Source organism: Undibacterium sp. GW821-FHT07F11, from assembly GCF_059418665.1.
On sequence record NZ_JBWKQH010000012.1, the window covers coordinates 42,614 to 63,690 of the forward strand.

At 51.8% G+C, this 21,077-nt stretch carries 19 protein-coding genes and 1 riboswitch; of the genes, 11 read left to right on the plus strand and 8 right to left on the minus strand.

Annotated features, from left to right (window positions below; genetic code table 11):
* The first annotated feature begins 9 nt into the window (after nucleotides 1–9).
* From aroKB to AC07OI_RS26235, 8 genes are all read left to right on the plus strand, one after another.
* Complete coding sequence (aroKB, locus tag AC07OI_RS26200; RefSeq protein WP_495259325.1) at nucleotides 10–1,647, plus strand: bifunctional shikimate kinase/3-dehydroquinate synthase AroKB; 1,638 nt, start codon at nucleotides 10–12, stop codon at nucleotides 1,645–1,647.
* Nucleotides 1,648–1,652: 5 nt separating this feature from the next.
* Nucleotides 1,653–2,801, plus strand: coding sequence for a deoxyguanosinetriphosphate triphosphohydrolase (locus AC07OI_RS26205; protein WP_495259227.1), 1,149 nt, complete (start codon nucleotides 1,653–1,655; stop codon nucleotides 2,799–2,801).
* Nucleotides 2,802–2,943: 142 nt separating this feature from the next.
* On the plus strand, nucleotides 2,944–3,645 hold the full coding sequence (locus tag AC07OI_RS26210; RefSeq protein WP_495259228.1) for a DUF4197 domain-containing protein: 702 nt from the start codon (nucleotides 2,944–2,946) through the stop codon (nucleotides 3,643–3,645).
* A 403-nt stretch (nucleotides 3,646–4,048) separates the two neighbouring features.
* The gene (locus tag AC07OI_RS26215) at nucleotides 4,049–5,206 is read left to right on the plus strand and encodes an ABC transporter substrate-binding protein (protein ID WP_492705386.1); all 1,158 of its coding nucleotides are present in this window, start codon (nucleotides 4,049–4,051) and stop codon (nucleotides 5,204–5,206) included.
* Nucleotides 5,207–5,355: 149 nt separating this feature from the next.
* Entirely contained in the window at nucleotides 5,356–6,246 is an 891-nt protein-coding gene (locus AC07OI_RS26220; RefSeq protein ID WP_186953159.1) for a branched-chain amino acid ABC transporter permease, read from the plus strand.
* 9 nt (nucleotides 6,247–6,255) lie between these two features.
* A complete protein-coding gene (locus AC07OI_RS26225) occupies nucleotides 6,256–8,205 on the plus strand; it encodes a branched-chain amino acid ABC transporter ATP-binding protein/permease (RefSeq protein WP_495259229.1) in 1,950 nt (649 codons plus the stop codon).
* A 10-nt stretch (nucleotides 8,206–8,215) separates the two neighbouring features.
* Entirely contained in the window at nucleotides 8,216–8,944 is a 729-nt protein-coding gene (locus tag AC07OI_RS26230) for an ABC transporter ATP-binding protein (RefSeq protein ID WP_492705390.1), read from the plus strand.
* A 356-nt stretch (nucleotides 8,945–9,300) separates the two neighbouring features.
* On the plus strand, nucleotides 9,301–10,023 hold the full coding sequence (locus tag AC07OI_RS26235) for an alpha/beta hydrolase family protein (protein WP_495259230.1): 723 nt from the start codon (nucleotides 9,301–9,303) through the stop codon (nucleotides 10,021–10,023).
* A 469-nt stretch (nucleotides 10,024–10,492) separates the two neighbouring features.
* Here AC07OI_RS26235 and AC07OI_RS26240 read toward each other — a convergent pair whose 3' ends face one another.
* From AC07OI_RS26240 to AC07OI_RS26275, 8 genes are all read right to left on the minus strand, one after another.
* Nucleotides 10,493–11,587 (minus strand): enoyl-CoA hydratase/isomerase family protein, encoded by a 1,095-nt coding sequence (locus AC07OI_RS26240; RefSeq protein WP_495259231.1) that lies wholly within the window; start codon nucleotides 11,585–11,587, stop codon nucleotides 10,493–10,495.
* Nucleotides 11,588–12,186: 599 nt separating this feature from the next.
* Nucleotides 12,187–12,534 carry a ribosome hibernation-promoting factor, HPF/YfiA family gene (hpf, locus tag AC07OI_RS26245; protein ID WP_422948895.1) on the minus strand — a complete coding sequence of 116 codons (348 nt, stop codon included), beginning with the start codon at nucleotides 12,532–12,534 and terminating at the stop codon, nucleotides 12,187–12,189.
* A gap of 107 nt (nucleotides 12,535–12,641) precedes the next feature.
* Entirely contained in the window at nucleotides 12,642–14,132 is a 1,491-nt protein-coding gene (locus tag AC07OI_RS26250) for an RNA polymerase factor sigma-54 (protein ID WP_492705393.1), read from the minus strand.
* 11 nt (nucleotides 14,133–14,143) lie between these two features.
* On the minus strand, nucleotides 14,144–14,899 hold the full coding sequence (gene lptB / locus AC07OI_RS26255; protein ID WP_162039597.1) for an LPS export ABC transporter ATP-binding protein: 756 nt from the start codon (nucleotides 14,897–14,899) through the stop codon (nucleotides 14,144–14,146).
* Nucleotide 14,900: 1 nt separating this feature from the next.
* Nucleotides 14,901–15,470: a lipopolysaccharide transport periplasmic protein LptA gene (gene lptA / locus AC07OI_RS26260; RefSeq protein WP_495259232.1), complete on the minus strand. Its 570-nt coding sequence runs from the start codon at nucleotides 15,468–15,470 to the stop codon at nucleotides 14,901–14,903.
* 14 nt (nucleotides 15,471–15,484) lie between these two features.
* Entirely contained in the window at nucleotides 15,485–16,129 is a 645-nt protein-coding gene (gene lptC / locus AC07OI_RS26265; RefSeq protein ID WP_492705395.1) for an LPS export ABC transporter periplasmic protein LptC, read from the minus strand.
* The gene (locus AC07OI_RS26270; protein WP_495259233.1) at nucleotides 16,126–16,662 is read right to left on the minus strand and encodes a KdsC family phosphatase; all 537 of its coding nucleotides are present in this window, start codon (nucleotides 16,660–16,662) and stop codon (nucleotides 16,126–16,128) included. The genes lptC and AC07OI_RS26270 overlap by 4 nt, the downstream gene beginning before the upstream one ends.
* On the minus strand, nucleotides 16,662–17,702 hold the full coding sequence (locus AC07OI_RS26275; RefSeq protein WP_495259234.1) for a KpsF/GutQ family sugar-phosphate isomerase: 1,041 nt from the start codon (nucleotides 17,700–17,702) through the stop codon (nucleotides 16,662–16,664). Before AC07OI_RS26275 ends, AC07OI_RS26270 begins: the two co-directional genes overlap by 1 nt.
* Nucleotides 17,703–17,815: 113 nt before the next feature.
* On the opposite strand from AC07OI_RS26275, the gene AC07OI_RS26280 reads away from it, so the two are divergent.
* The 3 genes from AC07OI_RS26280 (at nucleotide 17,816) to AC07OI_RS26290 (ending at nucleotide 20,917) form a co-directional block, all read left to right on the plus strand.
* Nucleotides 17,816–19,798 (plus strand): monovalent cation:proton antiporter family protein, encoded by a 1,983-nt coding sequence (locus AC07OI_RS26280; RefSeq protein ID WP_492705400.1) that lies wholly within the window; start codon nucleotides 17,816–17,818, stop codon nucleotides 19,796–19,798.
* Between the two features lie 32 nt (nucleotides 19,799–19,830).
* Complete coding sequence (locus AC07OI_RS26285; RefSeq protein ID WP_492705402.1) at nucleotides 19,831–20,373, plus strand: adenine phosphoribosyltransferase; 543 nt, start codon at nucleotides 19,831–19,833, stop codon at nucleotides 20,371–20,373.
* A gap of 73 nt (nucleotides 20,374–20,446) precedes the next feature.
* Nucleotides 20,447–20,917, plus strand: coding sequence for a GNAT family N-acetyltransferase (locus tag AC07OI_RS26290; protein WP_492705403.1), 471 nt, complete (start codon nucleotides 20,447–20,449; stop codon nucleotides 20,915–20,917).
* Between the two features lie 71 nt (nucleotides 20,918–20,988).
* Nucleotides 20,989–21,063, plus strand: a riboswitch (S-adenosyl-L-homocysteine riboswitch).
* The last annotated feature ends 14 nt before the right edge of the window (nucleotides 21,064–21,077 follow it).

A 21,077-nucleotide genomic window follows, 5' to 3' on the forward strand; every position in this document is an offset into this window, starting at 1 on the left:
GTAGGCCTGATGGGCTCCGGCAAAACCACGGTTGGCCGGGCCCTGGCAAAAAAACTCAATAAACGTTTTATTGATTCTGATCACGAAATTGAGGCACGCACAGGTGTCTCGATTCCCGTGATTTTTGAGATTGAAGGCGAAGCAAGTTTTCGACAGCGTGAAGCGGACGTGATCCGTGACCTGACTGGGCAAGAAAACATAGTCTTAGCTACAGGTGGTGGTGCCGTGTTGAATGCAGAGAGCCGTAAATATCTGCATGAACGCGGCATTGTCATTTATTTGCGTGCAGGTATACACAGCATTTTGCAGCGTACTCGCCACGACAAGAACCGTCCTCTTTTGCGCACTGCAGACCCGCGCAAAAAACTCGAAGAGCTGGAATCCCAGCGTGCCCCCCTCTACCAGGAAGTTGCCCATATCAGCATTGAGACCGGCAGGCCCAATGTACAATTTTTGGTGCAAACCGTATTGGACAAATTAGCGCAGGAAAAGTTATTCGACATTCCTGACGCCCTACTCAGCAACAGTAAAACAACTATGTCAGCAGAAAGCACCGCCAGCACCACCACGCTCCTGAATGTAGACTTGGGCGAACGCAGCTATCCCATCGCGATAGGCACTTCCCTGCTGTCCGACAGCCAGTTCCTGCAGTCGAAAATCAAAGGAAAAAAGACCGTCATCGTCACCAATACAGTCGTTGCCCCTCTTTATCTTGCCAAGCTGGAAGCAGCCCTGCACGCCGCTGGCAAAGAAGTATTGTCCGTGATATTGCCTGATGGTGAAGAGCAAAAAAACTGGGCCAGCCTGATGCTGATCTTTGATGCCCTGCTGGAACATAAGTGCGATAGAAAAACTACCTTGCTGGCTCTGGGTGGTGGTGTCATTGGTGACATGACAGGCTTTGCCGCCTCAGCCTATATGCGTGGCGTGCCTTTCGTGCAGATTCCCACCACCTTATTATCCCAGGTTGATTCATCCGTTGGCGGCAAGACCGGTATCAATCACCCTCTGGGCAAGAACATGATAGGCGCGTTTTACCAGCCTGAAGCGGTGATGGCCGATATCGGCAGCCTGCAAAGCCTGCCCGACAATGAACTCTCCGCCGGTCTGGCCGAGGTTATCAAGCATGGTGCGATCATTGATCCCGTGTTTTTTGACTGGATAGAAACCAATATGGTTGCCCTGCGCGCCAAAGACCCCAAGGCGTTGACGCATGCGATTTTGCGTTCTTGTGAAATCAAGGCCGATGTCGTCCGCCAGGATGAGCGCGAAGGTGGCTTGCGTGCCATCCTTAATTTCGGCCACACCTTTGGTCACGCCATCGAGTCTGGTCTGGGTTATGGCAAATGGCTGCATGGTGAAGCCGTCGGTTGTGGCATGATCATGGCTGCTGACTTGTCATGTCGCCTGGGTTATATCGATTACGTCACCAAGACCCGTATCAAACAAGTGGTGGAAGCTGCAGGCCTGCCAGGCGTAGCACCGGATCTCGGCGAAGAGCGTTGGCTGGAATTGATGGAAGTCGACAAGAAAAATGAAGGTGGGAAAATCAAATTCATCTTGTTAAAACCTTTGGGACAGGCGCACATCACCACAGTACCCAAAGAGATTTTGCTGGAAACCTTGCGTAGCTGTATCACCAATTAAAAATCATGTTTACCGACGCCCACCTCGCTCCCTATGCAGCACAATCTGCCAGCTCGCGAGGGCGGCGTTACACCGAAGAATCATCTTCCTCGCGCAGCGAGTACCAGCGCGACCGTGACCGCATCATCCACAGCACAGCCTTCCGCCGGCTTGAATACAAGACCCAGGTCTTTGTCAATCATGAAGGCGACCTGTTCCGTAATCGCCTCACGCACAGCCTTGAAGTAGCTCAGATAGGCCGCTCGATTGCCCGCAACCTGCGCCTGAATGAAGATCTGGTTGAAGCAATATCGCTGGCGCATGATCTCGGCCATACCCCCTTTGGTCACGCTGGTCAGGATGCCTTGAATGCCTGCATGAAGCCCTTTGGCGGCTTTGAACATAATCTGCAGAGTCTGCGTGTAGTGGATGAGCTCGAAGAGCGCTATGGCGCTTTTGATGGCCTTAACCTCACGTATGAAACCCGCGAAGGCATACTCAAACATTGCTCCATCACGAATGCCAGGTCGCTGGGAGATGTGGGGCAGCGTTTCATTGATAAAAAGCGCCCTGCGCTGGAAGCACAAGTCACCAATCTGGCGGACTCCATTGCTTACAATAATCATGATATCGATGATGGCTTGCGCTCCGGCCTGTTACTTGAATCACAAATGCTGGAAGTGGATATCTACGCACGCCATCGCGCCATCGTCGATGCCACCTATCCCGGCATCAGCGGCCGCCGTGGCATCGCCGAGACCATACGCCGCATGATCAATACCCTCATCGTCGATTTGATTGAGACTTCGGCGCAGAAAATCCAGGATTGCCAGCCACGCTCAGTAGATGACGTCCGCAATATGGAAAGAATGATCGCTTTTTCTGATGGCATGTACCAGGAGGCGCAGACACTGAAGCAGTTTCTGTTTGAAAACCTGTACCGTCATTATCAGGTCAACCGCATGACCTTCAAGGCCAGACGCACGATCACAGAATTATTTGATGCCCTGCATGCCCAGCCAAATTTGCTGCCGCCAGATTATCAGGTAAGTCAGGCAGGCAGCGAAGAGCAGCAGCATTTGCAAGTCAGGAAAATAGCCGACTACATCGCCGGTATGACAGACCACTACGCCATGCGTGAACACAGACGCTTATATATGGTGGATGAAATCTAGCTCCGGCAGAACTGCCGCTTGCATGATTCTGATGCGCTCTGGATTTCTCAGATAAATAGTGTATTTACATAATTTGTACTTTCAAATTCAGGATACAGGCTGCGCTTTGTATAGAATACCAACTCTTTATCAGGAGGAAACCATGCCATCCATCTCAACTCTATTTGCCCGTCTGCTGGTTGCCAGCAGCCTGGTTCTCGCCACTGCAGCGGCGCATGCTATCTCCTTTGCTGATCTTAGTAATCAGGATGCCAGTACGGGATTGAAAGCGGCGCTTGACAAGGGCTCGTCCGCTGCTGTCAGCAAGCTGGGAGTCGATGGCGGTTTCCTGAATAATGACAAGGTCAAGATCCAGTTACCTTCGATACTCGAAAAAGCACGTCCGATTTTGCAGATGACAGGCAAGGGCCAGCAACTTGATGAATTGGTGGTCTCCATGAACCGCGCTGCAGAAGCTGCGGTGCCCATGGCCAAACCCTTGCTGGTCAATGCCGTCAAGTCCATGTCTTTGACCGATGCCAAAAATATCCTGACCGGCGGCGAAACCTCAGTCACTGATTTTTTCAGGGAAAAAACCTCCACACCTTTAAGCGCTAAATTCTTGCCTATGGTCAAAGGTGTCACCGACAAGGTGGGTTTGTCAGCCAAATACAATAGCATCATGGGGCAGGCGCAAAAGTTTGGAGCCGTGTCGCAGCAAGAGGCAACTGTTGAAGGCTATGTCACCCAGAAAGCCATGGATGCCCTGTTCCTGATGATCGCCGAAGAAGAAAAAGCAATCCGCCAGGACCCTCTGGGTGCCGGCAGCAAAGCCATCAGTAAAGTATTCAGCCTGTTGAAATAAGCAGGCATAAACCGGCCAGGCAGTGTGTTTGCCTGGCCGGAGATATAGAATCACATGAGATTCACATGAAAAGTCTGCAGCTTTTTTGCAGCAGTTTTGTTGTCAATTTCCCTGTCCCCTGCTGTTCACATGAAAATCTTTCATCGCAGGCTTGAAAGAGTTTCTTCCCCGATATTTCAGTGTCGCGTTTTTGCCTCTCCAAAATTTGCCTGCATGCTGAAAACCATTGCTGCATAAGGCTTTGCGGCCTCCTGCTCATAGCGCCAAGCTGCCCCCTCAAGCGTTTGCGTAGTTTTACTTAAGTAGAATGGAGTCTGAGATTTTTCCGGTTTCCTGCTAACTTATGTCGGTAATTCATGAATTTATTTTTTGAAGTACTCACATAAAAAATCAGGAGACAAAGATGTCATACAAAGTCAAAGCCCTAGTTGCATCCATCATTTTTGGCCTGGCCGCTGCAAGCAATGCAGCAGAGCCTATCAAGATCGGTGTTGCCGGTCCTTTCACTGGCGGTTCCGCCCCCATGGGTGTATCCATGCGCGATGGCGTCAAACTTGCCGTCAGTGAAATCAATGCCAAAGGCGGCGTGCTGGGCAGACAATTGCAATTGATCGAGCGTGATGATGAAGCAAAAAATGAGCGCGGTGTACAGGTAGCACAAGAACTTATCAACAAAGAAAAAGTGGTCGCCACGGTTGGTTATATCAATACCGGTGTAGCGCTGGCATCCCAGCGTTTCTATCAGGAAGCCAAAATCCCTGTCCTCAATAATGTTGCCACAGGCAGCGTGGTGACCAAGCAATTTGTCGCACCTGAACACAAGGACAATTACATCTTCCGTACGGCAGCCAATGACACCATACAGTCCGCCATGATTGTTGATGAAGCCGTCGTCAAAAACAAATTTACCAAGGTCGCCATCCTGGCTGACTCTACCAATTATGGCCAGCTGGGCCGTGAAGATCTGGAAAAAACCCTGAGCGCCAAAGGCATCAAACCAGTTGCCGTAGAAAAATTCAATATCAAGGATGTCGACATGACAGCCCAGTTGTTGAAAGCCAAGCAGGGTGGTGCGCAAGCCGTGCTGACCTATGGCATAGGCCCTGAGTTGGCCCAGATCGCCAATGGCATGGAAAAACTGGGCTGGAAAGTACCTATCATCGGCAGCTGGACTTTGTCCATGGGTAACTTCCTCGACAACGCAGGCAAAAATGGTGATGGTGCGACCATGCCGCAAACCTTCATTCAAGATCCGAATACACCTAAGCGCAAGGCCTTCATCGAAGCCTATCAAAAGGCTTATAAGCTCGAACGTATGCCTTCAGCAGTCTCTGCTGCACAGGGCTATGACTCCATCTATTTGCTGGCTGCTGCCATCAAGCAGGCAGGCAGTACAGATGGTGTCAAAGTACGCGAAGCACTGGAAAACCTGAATGAAAAAGTGGAAGGCGTGATCACCACCTACAACAAGCCTTTCACGCATGACGATCATGAAGCCATCAAGCCTGGCATGCCTGTCATGGGCCTGGCCAAAGCTGGTCAGATCGTCCAGGCTAAATAAGGCCGGGCAACCACACAAGTCCTTAGCTTAAACCAGCCCTTGGCTCAGCCGCCCGCGTGGCGCTGAGCTTGTTATTCAGACAGACAGCCGTAAGGTTCTCCAACAGTTTTGGAGAGCCTTGGCAGGCTGCATTCCACGGGTGAAACAAAATGGAAATATTACTTCAGCTCGTCTTCAGCGGCATCGCCCTGGGGATGATTTATGCTGTCATCGCGTTCGGCTATCAACTCACATTTGCCACTTCTGGCACCCTCAACTTTGGTCAGGGTGAAGCCCTGATGCTGGGTGCCCTGGTCGGCCTTAGTGTGGTCGGCAATGTGCACGGTGGCCCTTATATGAATTATTGGGTGATGATACCTATCGTCCTGCTCTTCGGTGGCTTGCAAGGCATGGTGGTGGAGTGGATAGGTGTACGTCCAGCCATCAAGATCAAATCAGAATTTGGCTGGATCATGTCCACCATCGCACTCGCCATCATCTTCAAAAACGTCGCAGAAAATATCTGGGGCAAGGATGACCTGACCTTCCCATCTCCATTGTCTGCCGCACCATTCCAGGTGCTTGGCGCAAATGTACAAGCCATGCAAGTCGTGGTGGTTCTTGGCGCACTGGCGATGATGCTGGCAGTTGAATTTTTTAACCGCAAATCGATTTACGGCAAGGCAGTGGTGGCAACCTCAAATGACAGGGATGCTGCTGGCCTCATGGGTATCAATACCAGCATGGTGATTACCTTCTCTTATGCCTTGTCATCTGCTACTGCTGCCTTCGCAGGTGTGCTGGTGGCACCATTGACACTGACAGGCGCCACCATGGGTTCGGCACTGGGCCTGAAAGCCTTTGCCGTTGCCATTATCGGTGGCCTGACTTCTGGCGTAGGTGCCATCGTTGGTGGCCTGATCCTGGGGATTGCTGAAACATTGACCGGTTTCTACATTTCCACTGGCTACAAGGAAGTGCCGGGCCTGGTCTTGTTGCTGCTGGTGCTGGCCGTCAAACCTGCCGGTTTGTTTGGCAAAGCCGCCATCAAGAAAGTGTGAGGCAGGAACATGAATAAGCAGACTTTAGTTTTTTCCATACTGGGTATAGCCGCACTGGCGCTAATGCCCCTGGTCGTACACAATCCTTATTACCTGCATCTGGCAGAAACCATACTGATTTACGCTATCCTCCTGTTTGGTCTGGACATCGTGGTTGGTTACACCGGCCAGGTCTCACTCGGTCATGCCGGTTTGTTTGGTATAGGCTCGTATACAACGGGCGTGCTGGTGTTCAAGCTCGGCATGTCGGTGTTTGTCGCCATCCCCTGCAGTATCGCCGTCACTGCCGTATTTGGTGCCTTGCTGGCCCTGCCCGCACTGCGCGTGACCGGCCCCTACCTGGCCATGGTGACTCTGGCCTTTGGTACCATCATCCAGATCCTCATCAATGAAATGAGTTTCCTGACTGAAGGGCCGATGGGTATCAAACTTACCAAGCCTGTGATCTTTGGACAAAAACTGGGCGAGGTAGGTTTTTTCTATGTTGTTGCCATCATGCTGGTGCTGTCATTGATTGTGGTTCATCGCATCTTGCGTTCTCACTACGGCAGGGCTTTCCAGGCCTTGCGTGACAGCCCGATTGCTTCTGACTGCATGGGTGTGTCAGTCTACAAGTACAAGGTTATTGCCTTCGTCATCAGTGCTGCGCTGGCTGGCCTGGCAGGCAGCCTGTATGCGTATTCGGAAGAATATATCTCGCCGAATACCTACAACTTTGAACTGACCATCATGTTCCTGCTGGCAGTCATCATGGGCGGGCGCAAGACCCGCACAGGTTCACTGCTGGGTGCCCTGATCGTCGTCATGTTGCCGTCACTGCTTGCCGATATAGAACTGTTCCGCAAGATCGCTACCGTGGCTGCCGTGATAGCCGTAGTTGCCGGTGGCTTAGCCATTGCCAAACAACGCAAGACAGCCAGGGAGCTTATCGTGCCAGTTGGAGCGACTGTCGCCATGGCCTTGTTCTCGTACAAGCTGGAAAACATTACCGACTGGCGTCTGACCATCTTTGGTTTGATGACCTTGTTTGTCGTGTACTACCTGCAAGATGGTATCGTCGGCTTCGTCAACAGTTTGCTGGGTAAGGGCCAGCAGCATCTCATCATCAATGCAGAAAGCGCCGAGACCAATGCTGGCAATGCCATCGTCAATGCCAGTGATGCCCGCATGGGTGTCCTGCTGACAGGCAGAAAAATTCTCATGCAATTCGGTGGCTTGAAAGCACTGAACCAGGTTGATCTGCAAATTAACAAAGGTACGGTGCATGGTTTGATCGGTCCTAACGGTTCCGGTAAAAGTACCATGATGAATGTGCTGACCGGTATTTATCAGCCTACTGACGGTGTAGTGGAATTTGCCGGTAAAGTCATCTCCGGCAGCACGCCTTCGGCAATTGCCCTGGGTGGTGTGGCGCGCACTTTCCAGAACGTGCAGTTGTTTGGCGAGATGACGGCGACAGAAAATATCCTGGTTGGCTTGCACAGTACCTTCCGCAGTAATGTGGGTGACGCCATGCTGCATACACCACGCTATCTGCGCGAAGAACGGCTGGCGAGAGAACGTGCTGCCAACATCCTGCAATTTGTTGGCCTGGCTGACCTGGCCAATGAGGAAGCGCGCAATCTGCCCTACGGCAAACAACGCCTGCTGGAGATAGGCCGCGCACTGGGTCTCAATCCGCAATTGTTGCTGCTGGATGAGCCTGCTGCTGGTTTGACTGCACCTGACATCAAAGACCTGATCGCCATCATCCGCAAGATACGCGAACACGGTATCACCATCATCCTCATCGAGCACCATATGGATGTGGTCATGTCGATTTGCGATACTGTGACTGTACTGGATTTCGGTCAGAAAATTGCAGAAGGTAAACCGGCAGCCGTACAGGCCGACCCCAAAGTGATTGAAGCCTATCTGGGTGGCAGCGTAGCTGATGCCACTGAAGTCGCAGCTGCATAAGGAGAGAGCAATGTTAACTATTTCAAATCTGCATGCAGCCTATGGCAAGGTCGAAGTCTTGCATGGCATTTCCATGGAAGTGCCCAAGGGTAAAGTTGTCACTCTTATCGGTTCCAACGGTGCTGGCAAGACCACCACCATGCGCGCGATTTCCGGCATGCTCAAGCCGCGCGAAGGCACGGTCACGCTGGCGGGCAAGGATGTCACTGGCCTTGATTCCCACAAGATCGCCAGGGCAGGCCTGGCACATTCGCCAGAAGGCAGGCGTGTGTTTGCCACCATGTCGGTGACAGACAATCTCTTGCTCGGTGCCTTCCCGCGTTTCACCCGTAGCCGGCCACGTGGCGATATAGAAAGTGATCTGCAAAAAGCCATGGAATTGTTCCCGCGCCTGAAAGAGCGCAAGAACCAGCTGGCTGGTACTTTGTCTGGCGGTGAGCAACAGATGCTGGCGATGGCAAGGGCTGTCATGCTCAATCCCGATGTGGTTTTGCTGGACGAGCCATCAATGGGCCTGGCACCTATCCTGGTCGATGAAGTTTTCCGCATCATCGTGCGTTTGAAAGAGCAGGGCACGACCATGCTGCTGGTGGAGCAATTTGCGGCAGCGGCACTGGCAGTGGCTGACTATGGTTATGTGCTGGAAAATGGCAGGATATCCGTGCATGGTGCGGCGGCCAGTTTGCAGAATGATCCGGCAGTCAAGGCGGCTTATCTGGGTGGTGGTGCGCAGCACTGATAGTATTGCATACGCAAGTTTATGCACGTTCAGGGAATGGGGAGCTTGCTCCCCATTTTTATTTTTATCGCAATGCTGGCAGGGCTATGATATTTTCTTGATTCATTTTAAGAAAACCAAGCATTCCCATGCACATCAATTCCTTTTCTTCGCACATCCGTCATATCGTTCTGGCTTCCATCACACTCTTTTGTGCTTCCACGATGGCGGCACCTGTTCTGCAAGAACACAGCATAAAAATCGATGGCAAGCAAAGGCGCTATTATCATTTATCTGATCCGGCTGCGACAACACATGGCCATCCTGTATTGCTGGTCAGCGGTTCAGGATGCGATGATTTTGCAGTTCGTTTGCCCATGTTTTTTGAACGCTATCCCGGAACGGTAAATGTCTATTACCTGGAAAAACCTGGCGTTGCCAAAAATGCCGATGGCAGCAAGTGCTCCGCAGAATTCCAGGCGGAAGATAAGCTCGATCAACGATTGTCTGATCATTTGAAGTTCTTGGCGCTTCAGCCTGAGCTTCAAAAAATGCTTGTACGCTCTATTGCAGTCTTGGGCTTTTCTGAAGGCGGAGCTGTCGCTCCTTATATTGCCAGGGACAGTAATAAAATAGACTGGCTGGCGACCGCAGGAAGTGGTGGTTTGCCGCAGAGTGAAGAATTTTTGATCTTTGCAGACCGCGGCGTGGAACCTTATGCCAATCCATTTTCACGCGATTATTTTTTGCATGTGTATGCTGAGATCAGGAAAGATGACAAGAATCTCAGGAAAGAGTTCTTTGGACATCCTTATGCGTATTGGTCTGGACATCTGTTTTCTGATCCTTTGATTGTGTACGCAAGCCTGGATATTCCCATGGTGGCAGCAATGGGTGAGAAGGATGAGAGTGTGCCGATAGAATCAGGACATGCCTTGCGGGATTACTTTTTGAAGCATCCGGAAAAAGATTTTCAGTTCGTGGAATTTCCAGGTGCCAGTCATGGTTTGAAGACTGCGAGGAGGAATGGGGCGCAGGAGTTTATTGCGGGGTTGGCTGGATGGTTTAAGGGGGATAAGAAGGCGTTTGAGTTGAAGTGATTGCAGATATGCATAACAGGCTGCTCAGCCTTGGATTTTATGGCAATCTTATTCACGTCATTCCTGCGTAGGCAGGAATCTAGCGGCGTTCGTGGTATGCCGTGTTGTTTGTTGAATATTGCACTTTGACTAAAGCGATTGCCCTTCGTAGAACCAAGCCGGGTCTCGGCCCGGCAGCCGAAATTCTTTCTTTGCGTCGCCAAAGAAAGAATTCAAAGAAATGCGACCCAGCGTCGTCGCCCCTGCGGGGTGCCCGTTTGTGCAGTACAAAAAATGGGAAATGCCCGAAACTCGCTACACTCAAACACGGGCATTTCTTGATCCATTTTCTGTACTGCACAAACGGCGTCGACACATGGGAACTGCAGAAAGTCAAAAACAACCCCAAAGTCAAAATCAACGTCAATACGACCTTGATCTAATTTTTAGATATACGATTGATCAAACTCTGATCAGTCAGTCTTTCAACTCAAGCTTCCAAATACCGCAAAGGATGCGCATGAGCAGGCCAGGCTTCAGCAAAGAATCCTGTCACTTGTTCCGTCGTCACTTCAGCCAATGTCGCAGGTGACCAGCGTGGTGCATTGTCTTTGTCTACCACCAGGGCCCGCACGCCCTCAAGCACTTCACCATGCTTGAAGCAATGGCGTACCATGTTTCTTTCCATGCGCAGGCAGGCCGATACTGTCATACCTTTACTGCGGCGCAGTTGTTCCAGTGTGACTGACATCAGTAGTGGTGAACGCTTTTGCATGGTGGCCAGGGTCTGCTGGGCGAAGTCGCTGTTGTCTTGTTGTAGTTTTTCACAGATCGCAGTAACGCTATCGCCTGCGAAAATGTCGTTGATGATGGCGTGTTGTGCAGCCAGTTTGCTGGTGTCCGGTTTTGCCTGGTCTGCAAAAGCCGCAGCAAAATCGCGTATTACCAGATGCAAGTCTGTGGCCGTACTTTCACTGAGCAAATTCATCAGTGCAGGTATTTCAGTTGTGGGAATATAGACATCCGCCAGCCCTGCATAAATGGCATCCGCAGCGGTGATGATTTCACCAGTCAATCCCAGGTAAGTACCAATTTCACCATCAGTACGCGACAGGAAATAACCGCCGCCCACATCAGGGAAAAGACCAATATTCACTTCCGGCATCGCCATCTTGGTACGCTCCGTGACGATGCGCAAACGACAGTCTTCACCTGCTTGCGCAATACCCATGCCACCACCCATGACCACGCCATTCATCAGCGCGATATAGGGTTTTGGGTAGAAATGGATTAAATGATTTAAGGCATATTCCTCGGTGAAAAAATCTTCCAGCAGGGCCGAGTCACCTCTGGGTGTGGCAGTACCAACGTCATAGAAGAAACGGATATCACCACCAGCACAAAATGCCTTCTCGCTGCTGCTATGGATAAACACCGCACGCACATTCTGATCATCCTGCCAGGCCAGCAAGGTCGTCGTCAGCGCTCTTACCATATCGAGAGACAGCGAGTTCAGCGCTTTGGGCCTGTCCAGGGTGATATAGCCTATATTGTTCTTGACGGAGGTGAGGACAAATTCGCTCATAATGGTTGACTATGCAGGGTAGAGGATGAAGCTGCTATTTTAACTTTGTCAGGCTTGGTCGTCACGGGGTGTCTATGCTTATGAGGAAATAGCGTAAGGACTGCATGCTCGTTGCTGTTGTTTTTGACGTTAGCAGTTCCCATGTGTCGACGCCGTTTGTGCCGTACAGAAAATGGATTAAGAAGGACCGCTGTTTGAGCGAAGCGAGTTTCGGGCCTTCCCATTTTTTGTACAGCACAAACGGGAACCCCCTTCAGGGGGCGACGACGCCTGGGTCGCCTTTCTTTGAATACGTTCTTTGGCGACGCAAAGAAAGTATTTCGGCTGCCGGGCCGAGACCCGGCTTGTATCCACGGAGGGCAAACGTTTTAGTCAAAGTGCCACTTGCAACAAGAGCCACGGCATATAACGAACGCCGCTGGATTCCAGCTAAAAGCACGCTGGAATGACGGTTATTATGTGTACGGATTGTCGCAGGGCAATTCAATTAATGATTGAGGTAAATCATTAAATCAAAACCAATCACCCAACAAAAAGGACGCCTTCTAGCGTCCTTGTTTTGGATGTCCACAACCCTGTTCGGGTAAGGACTGGGGTCTTTATGAAGCCGATGCCGGATCAGGTATGTGCTTGATGGCGTCGTGCTGATGGTCTTGCATTTTATCTTTATGCTTGATGACCTGGCGATCCAGTTTGTCTACCAGTGCATCAATGGCTGCATACAGATCATGCGCCAGACTTTCAACGTGGATATCTTTACCGCTGATATGCAAATTAATGTCGGCTTTGTGTCGTTTTTCCTTTTCCCGGAGCTTGTCCACCGTCAGGATGACGGCGATATCAATGACCTGGTCGAAATGCCGCCTGATACGTTCTAGTTTGGTATGTACATATTCACGAATTGCAGGAGTTACTTCGACGTGGTGTCCACTGATGGTGAGATTCATACTGTGCTCCTATAGTGATGTTACTTGCTGTAACGATAAGCTCCTGGCATTTATTTGCCTTGAGCTAAATCATATATAGCAATTCAAACCGTGATTACAAGGACTGCTTACAAAGATTTACGCAAACTCACTGGGGGGATTTTGAGGGCTTCACGGTATTTGGCAACTGTCCGTCGGGCAATTACCATGCCCTGTTCACCCAGCATGTCTGCAATTTTGCTATCAGAGAGTGGGCTTTTCTGGTCTTCTGCTCCTATCAGCTGCTTGATGAGTGCACGTATCGCGGTGGAAGATGCTTCACCCCCTGTTTCCGTCGCGACATGGCTGCCGAAAAAGTACTTCAACTCAAACATGCCATGTGGGGTCAACATGTATTTTTGGGTTGTTACACGTGAGATAGTGCTCTCGTGTAATCCTAGTGTATCAGCAATTTCGCGCAAAACAAGGGGGCGCATGGCAACAGCACCGTGCGTGAAAAAATTGCGTTGCCTTTCGACTATCGCTTGTGCAACGCGCAATATGGTCTCGAAGCGTTGCCGCATATTCTTGATGAGCCAGCGTGCTTCCTGTAGTTGCGCACCCATGCCTGCCTCGCCGCGATTTTGCTTCATGATGTTGGCATACATACTGCTTACCCGCAGCCTGGGCATGACATCCTGATTCAGCATGACTTGCCAGCCGTTACCGGATTTTCTGACGATGACGTCTGGTACAACATAGTCAGATTCATCGGCAGCAAAAGCGATGCCGGGTCTGGGTTTGCACATACGGATGACCGTTTGTGCATCGCGCAAATCTTCGTCATCACAGTCGAGTATTTTCTTGAGTTTTGTGAAATCTCTTTGCGCAAATAAACTCAGTTGCGTTTCAACAATTTGCAACGCCAGCCTGCGCGTGACAAAAGCAATCTTGGGCAAGCGCCTGATTTGCAGTGCCAGGCATTCTGAAGGGCTGCGCGCACCAACACCGGCAGGGTCAAAGCTCTGCAGCATGTTCAGGGCAAAAGCCAGTTCTTCTGGTTCTACGAACAATTCCAGTGGCAAACTGGCATGTATTTCATCCAAGGTTTCAGTCAGGTAACCGTTGCTGTCAAGCGCATCTATCATCAGCTCGACCAGGGCTCGGTCACGCGGCTCGCGCAGGTTCAGGCGCATCTGTTCCAGCAGGTGTTCACGCAGGGTGACATGGGCTGCGCCCAGTTGTGGGCGGCCATCTTCATCATCGCCAGACTTGCTGCCATGCTGCACGTCATCAAAACCCCAGTCTTCTTCACTGGAGGTGGTGCTGTCATTGCTGATGACGGTTTCAGCATCAGCCGCCGCAGGTTCTGCAGACTTGTCGCTGTCGTCTCTTGCTGCGGGTGCTTCCATGCCAGCATCGGCAGAGGTGCTGCTGGTATTGATGGCACCGTCTGCCAGCAGGCGCACGGCGTGATCAAGTGGGTCATCGACGCGCTCCAGCATGGGATTGTCGGTCAGCAGCGTCTCCAGCTCCTGATGCAATTCCAGAGTCGATAACTGCAATAATCGTATTGATTGCTGCAATTGCGGCGTCAGGGCCAGATGTTGTGAGGTACGTAGTTGCAGGCTTTGTTTCATGATGATTCCCGTCACATCCGGAAGTGTTCTCCGAGATAAACGCGACGTACAGATTCATTTTGTATGATGTCGTCAGGCTTGCCACTGGCAAGTACCGCACCTTGGTTGATGATATAGGCGTGATCGCAGATGCCCAGGGTCTCGCGCACATTATGGTCGGTGATCAGCACACCGATGCCGCGTTCCTTGAGGAAGCGCACAATGCGTTGAATTTCGATGACGGCAATCGGGTCAACGCCAGCAAAGGGCTCATCCAGCAAAACAAAGCGTGGGTTGGTCGCCAGCGCGCGGGCAATTTCGACACGACGGCGTTCACCACCTGAGAGTGATAGTGCTTGGCTTTCACGTATCTTTTCTATCTGCAAATCTGCCAGCAGGGCATTGAGCCTTTGCTCAATTTTCTTGGCACCGAGATATTTGCCTTCACTGTCTTTTTGCAATTCGAGTACGGCGCGGATATTGTCTTCCACCGTCAGTTTGCGGAATACCGAAGCTTCCTGGGGCAGGTAAGACAGACCCAGTACTGCACGCTCATGGATAGGCAGTTGCGAGATATTCACGTCATCAATCGTGATATCCCCGGCGTCGGAAGGCACCAGGCCCACGATCATGTAAAACGAGGTGGTCTTGCCTGCGCCATTCGGCCCCAGCAAACCCACCACCTCGCCACTTTTCAATAGCAGGGAAACATCGCGCACCACCTGGCGCGCGCCATAGCGCTTTTGCAGGCCCTTGACGAGCAAGGTGCTGCTGGACTGTGCTGTCATCTTAATTAGCCTGTTTTTCTGGTTTTGGTTGCAAGATGATTTTCAGGCTGCCAGAGCCATCCACATGCTGGCCACTGGTCGAATTGGTGCCGATGAAAAAGTCATTTTTGCTGTCGTAAGACAGGTATTCGCCTTCCTGTTCCTGGGTGACCCGTTTACCTTCCAGGTAGCGCACCTTGGCCTTGGAAATGAACTTGACGATTTCTGTACTCTGATTGTATTCAGCGCGGTCAGCCTCACCATCCACCCACAGGTCCGGGCCGCCATCACGTTTCTGGCGGAAGGTGACCTTGCGGTTGCTGCCACCGGTGAGGACGACGAACTGGTCACCATTAGGCGCTTCAGTAACCACGGCATTTTCTGCCTTGACGTTGAGTGTGCCACGTACCAAAGAGACACCCTTGGACAATCTGCGCACACTGGTCTTGCCATCACTCTCGCCGTAACCGGCTTCGATGATGGTCTCTTTATTACTGTCGGCTTTTTCTGCATGGGCAGAAACGCAGGCCAGGCTCAGAAAGGCCAGACCCAATAAGCGGGCGACGCTGAATGGTGTATTGATCATACGCATATTCGCTTTCTTCATTATTTTGTGCTGGCTTTGGGAGCCGGTTCACGCTTCTTGAGTTGAATGTGGACCTTGCTCAGCATCGCCAGGCTTTGAGTAGAATTATTGGCAATCATGCCTGTTGCTGTAGAGCTTAGTTTTCCCGTCGTGACCGAAATGGGTTTATCGGTTTTCACGATATCATCATCCGGCAATAGCAAAAGATAATCTGACTCCACGCGCACGAACTGTGAACTCAGACCCTCCGGTCTTTCCATACTGACATTGTCATGCAGATGGACTTCGTCATGTTCGCGCCTGGGTGTGACCAGTGATGATTTTTGTGACACTACAGCCAGGTCAGCACGCAGATGCAGGGGCGGCCTGTCCTGGTCAAAACTATTGATCTGCGGGTGCTTGATTTCTATATTGTCGGTACGTGGCAAATGCACCAGGCTGTCGCCGGTGATGTGGTAATTGGCCTTGCCATTATTCGACAGACGGATGAAATTGAATTTCTCCACATAGTAATCAGGCGCTGATCTGGCCGAACTGCGGTTTTGCTCATCATCGGCATGACGGCGTATGACTTCCATGACCCAGATGGTGCCCATGGTGATCACGCCCAGCAGGATCACGGCCAGCCAGATGCGGAAGCGGTCTATGGTCATTTGGGGTTTCATGTCAGATATGCTTGTAAAGCCTGTTCATATTTACCCTGGGCGCGCAGGATGAAGTCGCAGACTTCGCGCGCTGCACCCTGGCCGCCATTGGCCTTGGTGATGTATGGCACGCGCTGTTGTACTTCGGCATGGGCATTCGGTACGCTGGCTGCAAAGCCGACCCTGGTCAGTATCGGCAAATCAATCACGTCGTCACCGATAAAGCCGCATTCTTGTGCGGGAATATCCAGCCTCTCCAGCAGTCCCAGGAATGCACTCTTCTTGTCATGGACGCCCTGGCTGACGTGGCTGATGCCAAGATCAGCAGCACGCTTGCTGACGATGGCCGATTGTCTTGCGCTGATGATGGCCGTGATGATGCCTGCCTGTTGCAAGAGTTTGATACCTTGCCCGTCCAGCACATTAAAGCACTTCATCATTTCACCTTCGGAGCCAAAATACAGGCTGCCGTCGGTCAGTATGCCGTCCACATCAAAAATCATCAGTCTGATCTTGCTGGCCGCCGCTGTTGCTATCTCTATTGCTGTACCCATCAAATCACCTTGGCCCTGGTCAGGTCATGTATATGCAAGGCACCCACCAATTTGCCGCTGTCGTCAGCGACCAGCAACTGGTTGATGCGGTAAGTTTCCATGACTTCGACAGCTTCTACTGCCAATTGTTCAGGGCGTATGCGACGTGGGGCGTGGTTCATGACATCGGCAATGCGTAACTGGGTAAAGTCACGCGTGCCATCCATCAGGCGGCGCAAGTCACCATCGGTGAAGATGCCCAGCACATGCTGGTGTTCATCCACTACGGCAGTCATCGCCATGCCTTTTTTGGTGATTTCGAGCAGCGCAGTTTTCAGACTGGTTTCCGGGCCGACGCGCGGTATGGCTTCTTCAACACGCATGACATCCCTGACATGGGTCAGCAAACGGCGGCCCAGTGAGCCACCGGGGTGGGAGCGGGCAAAGTCTTCTTCACGAAAACCGCGGGCATCCAGTACCGCCACCGCCAGGGCATCGCCCAGCGCCAGTGTGACCGTGGTGCTGGCCGTTGGTGCCAGATTGAGCGGGCAGGCTTCTTTGTCCACATGCAGGTTCAGGTGGATATCTGCCAGCTTGCCCAGACTGGATTCCGGGTTGCCTGTCATGGCAATCAGCTTCACACCCAGACGCTTGATAATGGGCAGGATGGACATCAGCTCTGAGGCTTCGCCAGAATAAGAGATGGCGATAAACACATCTTGCGATGTCACCATGCCCAGGTCACCATGCGCCGCCTCAGCCGGATGGACAAAAAACGATGGGGTGCCGGTAGAAGCAAAGGTCGCCGCAATCTTGCGCGCAATATGACCAGACTTGCCTATGCCAGAAACGACGACCCGACCGTGGCATGCCAACAACATGCTGACAGCCTGGGAAAAGCCGGCAGCATCGCCATTACCCAAGCGTTTTTGCAGGGCAAGCAGGGCGTCAGCCTCGATTTGCAGGGTTTCACAAGCCAGTTTCAGGGCGCGCTGTGCTGCGACAGCTGCGTCTGTCGTGGGTACTTGTTTAAAAGTTAAAGGTGCATTCAGTTCATTCATGCCGGAAGTATAAACGAAATCCTCAAAGCAAAAACTTTGCCAGTTGTAACGTAATGAATAATGTTTGCCCAAAAGCAGGATAGCAGGGCGATAAATCGGCAATAATAGGCGGCATGACAGGACTGGACACCACACTTTTATTGCTGGCTGCTGCCGTATTGGGCGTGGTCGCATTCCGTATGCTGCAACTGCCGCCCATGCTGGGTTATCTGGTGGTTGGTATTTTCATAGGCCCGCACGGTTTCGGCATGGCAGAAGAAAGCGCCGTTACCCACGAACTTGCCGAGTTTGGCGTGGTCTTCCTGATGTTTTCCATAGGACTGGAATTTTCCCTGTCCAAGCTCATGGCCATGCGCAAGGCGGTATTTGGCCTGGGGATGGCACAGGTACTGGTCACCATACTAACCAGTATGGTATTTGGCTGGGTAGCCAGCCGCTGGCTGCCCAGCCTGTTCCAGATCAGTTGGGAAGCCTCATTTGCCCTGGGCGGCGCATTGGCCATGTCATCAACGGCGATTGTGTCCAAAATGCTCACGGAAAGGCTGGAGCTGGAAAGTTTGCATGGCCGGCAAATCATCAGCGTGCTGCTGTTTCAGGATCTGGCCGTGGTACCACTGCTGATCCTGGTGCCAGCACTGGCATCTAAGTCCCCTGACCTGGGTAAAACCCTGGCACTGGCGAGTGGCAAGGCCATCGTCGTCCTGGTGTTGCTGCTGGTGGTAGGGCAAAAACTCATGCGTGCCTGGTTCCATATCGTGGTCAAGCGGCGTTCGCAAGAGCTGTTCATGCTCAATCTCTTGTTTATTACCCTGGGTGCGGCCTGGCTGACTGAGAAAGCCGGTTTATCGATGGCGCTGGGTGCCTTTGTCGCTGGCATGCTGATATCTGAAACTGAATACCGCCATCAGGTGGAAGAAGATATCAAACCCTTCCGTGATGTTCTGCTGGGCTTGTTCTTTATTACTGTGGGCATGCTACTCAATGTGCGGCTGGTCTATGAGCAATTCTGGCTGGTGTTATTGTTGCTGACCGGGCCGGTCTTGTTGAAACTGGTACTGATTGCTGCATTGGCCAGGGCTTTTGGCAACTCCACCAGCGTCGCCCTGCGTACCGGCCTTGGTTTGGCGCAGGCTGGCGAATTTGGTTTCGTTTTGCTGAATCAGGCAGGTGGCTTGCAACTGGTAGATCCCATGCTGGTGCAATTGATTCTGGCATCGATGGTGATTTCCATGCTGATCTCACCCTTCATCCTGGCCAAGTCCGACGCCATCGTCATGAAATTCTCTGCCAATGAATGGATGATGCAGTCGCTGGCACTGACCCAGATCGCTGCCCGCACCATGACCACCAGGAAGCATGTGATCATCGCCGGTTTTGGCCGTAGCGGCCAGAGTCTGGCGCGTATCCTGGCGGAAGAAAATATTGATTACCACGCCCTTGATCTTGACCCTGACCGTGTCCGCGAAGCGCAGACTGCCGGTGCCAATGTCTCGTATGGCGATGCGGCCCGGCGCGAGAGTCTGCTGGCTGCCGGTGTCAACCGCGCCTCGGCACTGGTGGTGACCTACACCAGCACCGCATCCGCCCTCAAGGTTTTACATTTCGTTAATGAAATGAACCCCAGCCTGCCTGTCATTGTGCGCAGCCATGATGATGTAGACCTGGATAAACTCAGGAGCGCCGGTGCTACTGAAGTGGTGCCGGAGCTCATGGAAGGCAGCCTGATGCTGGCCTCTCATGCCCTGGTCATGCTGGGCGTGCCTTTGCGGCGCGTGGTGCACAGGGTACAGGCAGCACGTGAGGCGCGCTATGAATCCCTGCGCGGCTTCTTCCATGGTGCCAGTGATGCTGCCGACAGCCCTGAGAGCATGCAGATACGCTTGCACACCGTAGTGCTGACCGAACGCGCCAATGCACTGGGTTTGCATTTGGCAGACTTGAAGCTGGAAGAATTTGAAGTCGATATCCATGCAGTACGGCGTGGTAAAGTCAGGCTTGACCATCTGGATGACATCGTTTTACAGAATGGCGACGTGGTCGTTGTCAGAGGAACTTCCGAAGCAGTCGCTAGAGCAGAGCAGCGGCTGTTAAAATAGCTGGTTATTTTAAAATTTGAAGGACATGCTTGATGTTAAATCCATCAGAGTACATTAAAGAACATATACGCACGGTGGAAAACTGGCCACAAGCGGGCGTGATGTTTCGCGACATTACCCCCTTGTTGCAAAATCCTAAAGTATTCCGTGTACTGATCGATATGTTCGTGCACCGCTACATGGATGAAAAGCTCGACGTCGTGGCTGGCCTGGATGCACGCGGCTTCATCATCGGTTCTGTCCTGGCATATGAACTGAACCTGGGTTTCGTGCCTATCCGCAAGAAGGGCAAACTGCCTTTTCATACTGTGTCTGAGCAGTATGAGCTCGAATACGGCAGCGCGACGGTAGAACTGCATTCCGATGCATGCAAAAAAGGCGATCGCGTGGTGTTGATCGACGACCTGATCGCCACTGGCGGCACCATGATGGCAGGCAAGAAATTGCTGGAACGTCTGGGCGCAACCGTAGTAGAAGGCGCCGTCATCGTTGACTTGCCTGAACTGGGTGGCTCAAAAATTATCCGTGACAGTGGCTTGCCGTTGTTCACCGTCTGTAATTTTGATGGCCATTAATTAATGTAGCAAGAAGTATAATAAGCAATATAATCAATAGGTTAAGCGCTGTCGCCCACATGAGCATGTTTCAATGAGTTCGTTTCATATTGCTGCCGTTGACCCTGCCTTGCCCGAGGCTGAGGTTATGCTGGATGAGTTGTCTGCCAGCCTGGCTGCTATCACGGGTGACAGTGGCCGTTCTTCTTTTGACATGCAAGATGTTCGTGTACCCGGCGCTTTGTTTGTGCTGGCACACAATGCCGATGGCAAGGCAGTGGGTTGTGGCGCTTTTCGCCCCATGGGTGAAGGGATGGCAGAAGTCAAACGCATGTATGCGCAGGTATCAGGTGTAGGTCTTGCCGTATTGACGCATCTTGAAGCTGCCGCCAAAGAATATGGTTATCTGAGGCTGCGTCTGGAAACCCGTCTGGTCAACCAGCGCGCTGTTGCCTTTTATGAAAAACATGGCTATTACCGCATTCCCAATTTTGGCAAATATGTGGGCAAGGCAGAGGCCGTTTGCTTTGAAAAACAACTGAATTTGCCCGAAATCCAGCCATGACAGCGATTTTGCTGATTTCTTTGACAATGCAAGAAATCAGCAAAAATGCCTGAGCTGCGCTATACTTGAAATCTTCCAAGGAGCGTTGCGACGAAAACTACAAGTTTTTGCCAGGCTTGGGATATCCATAACCGCGCTCACGTTACTTTTTTCATTAGAA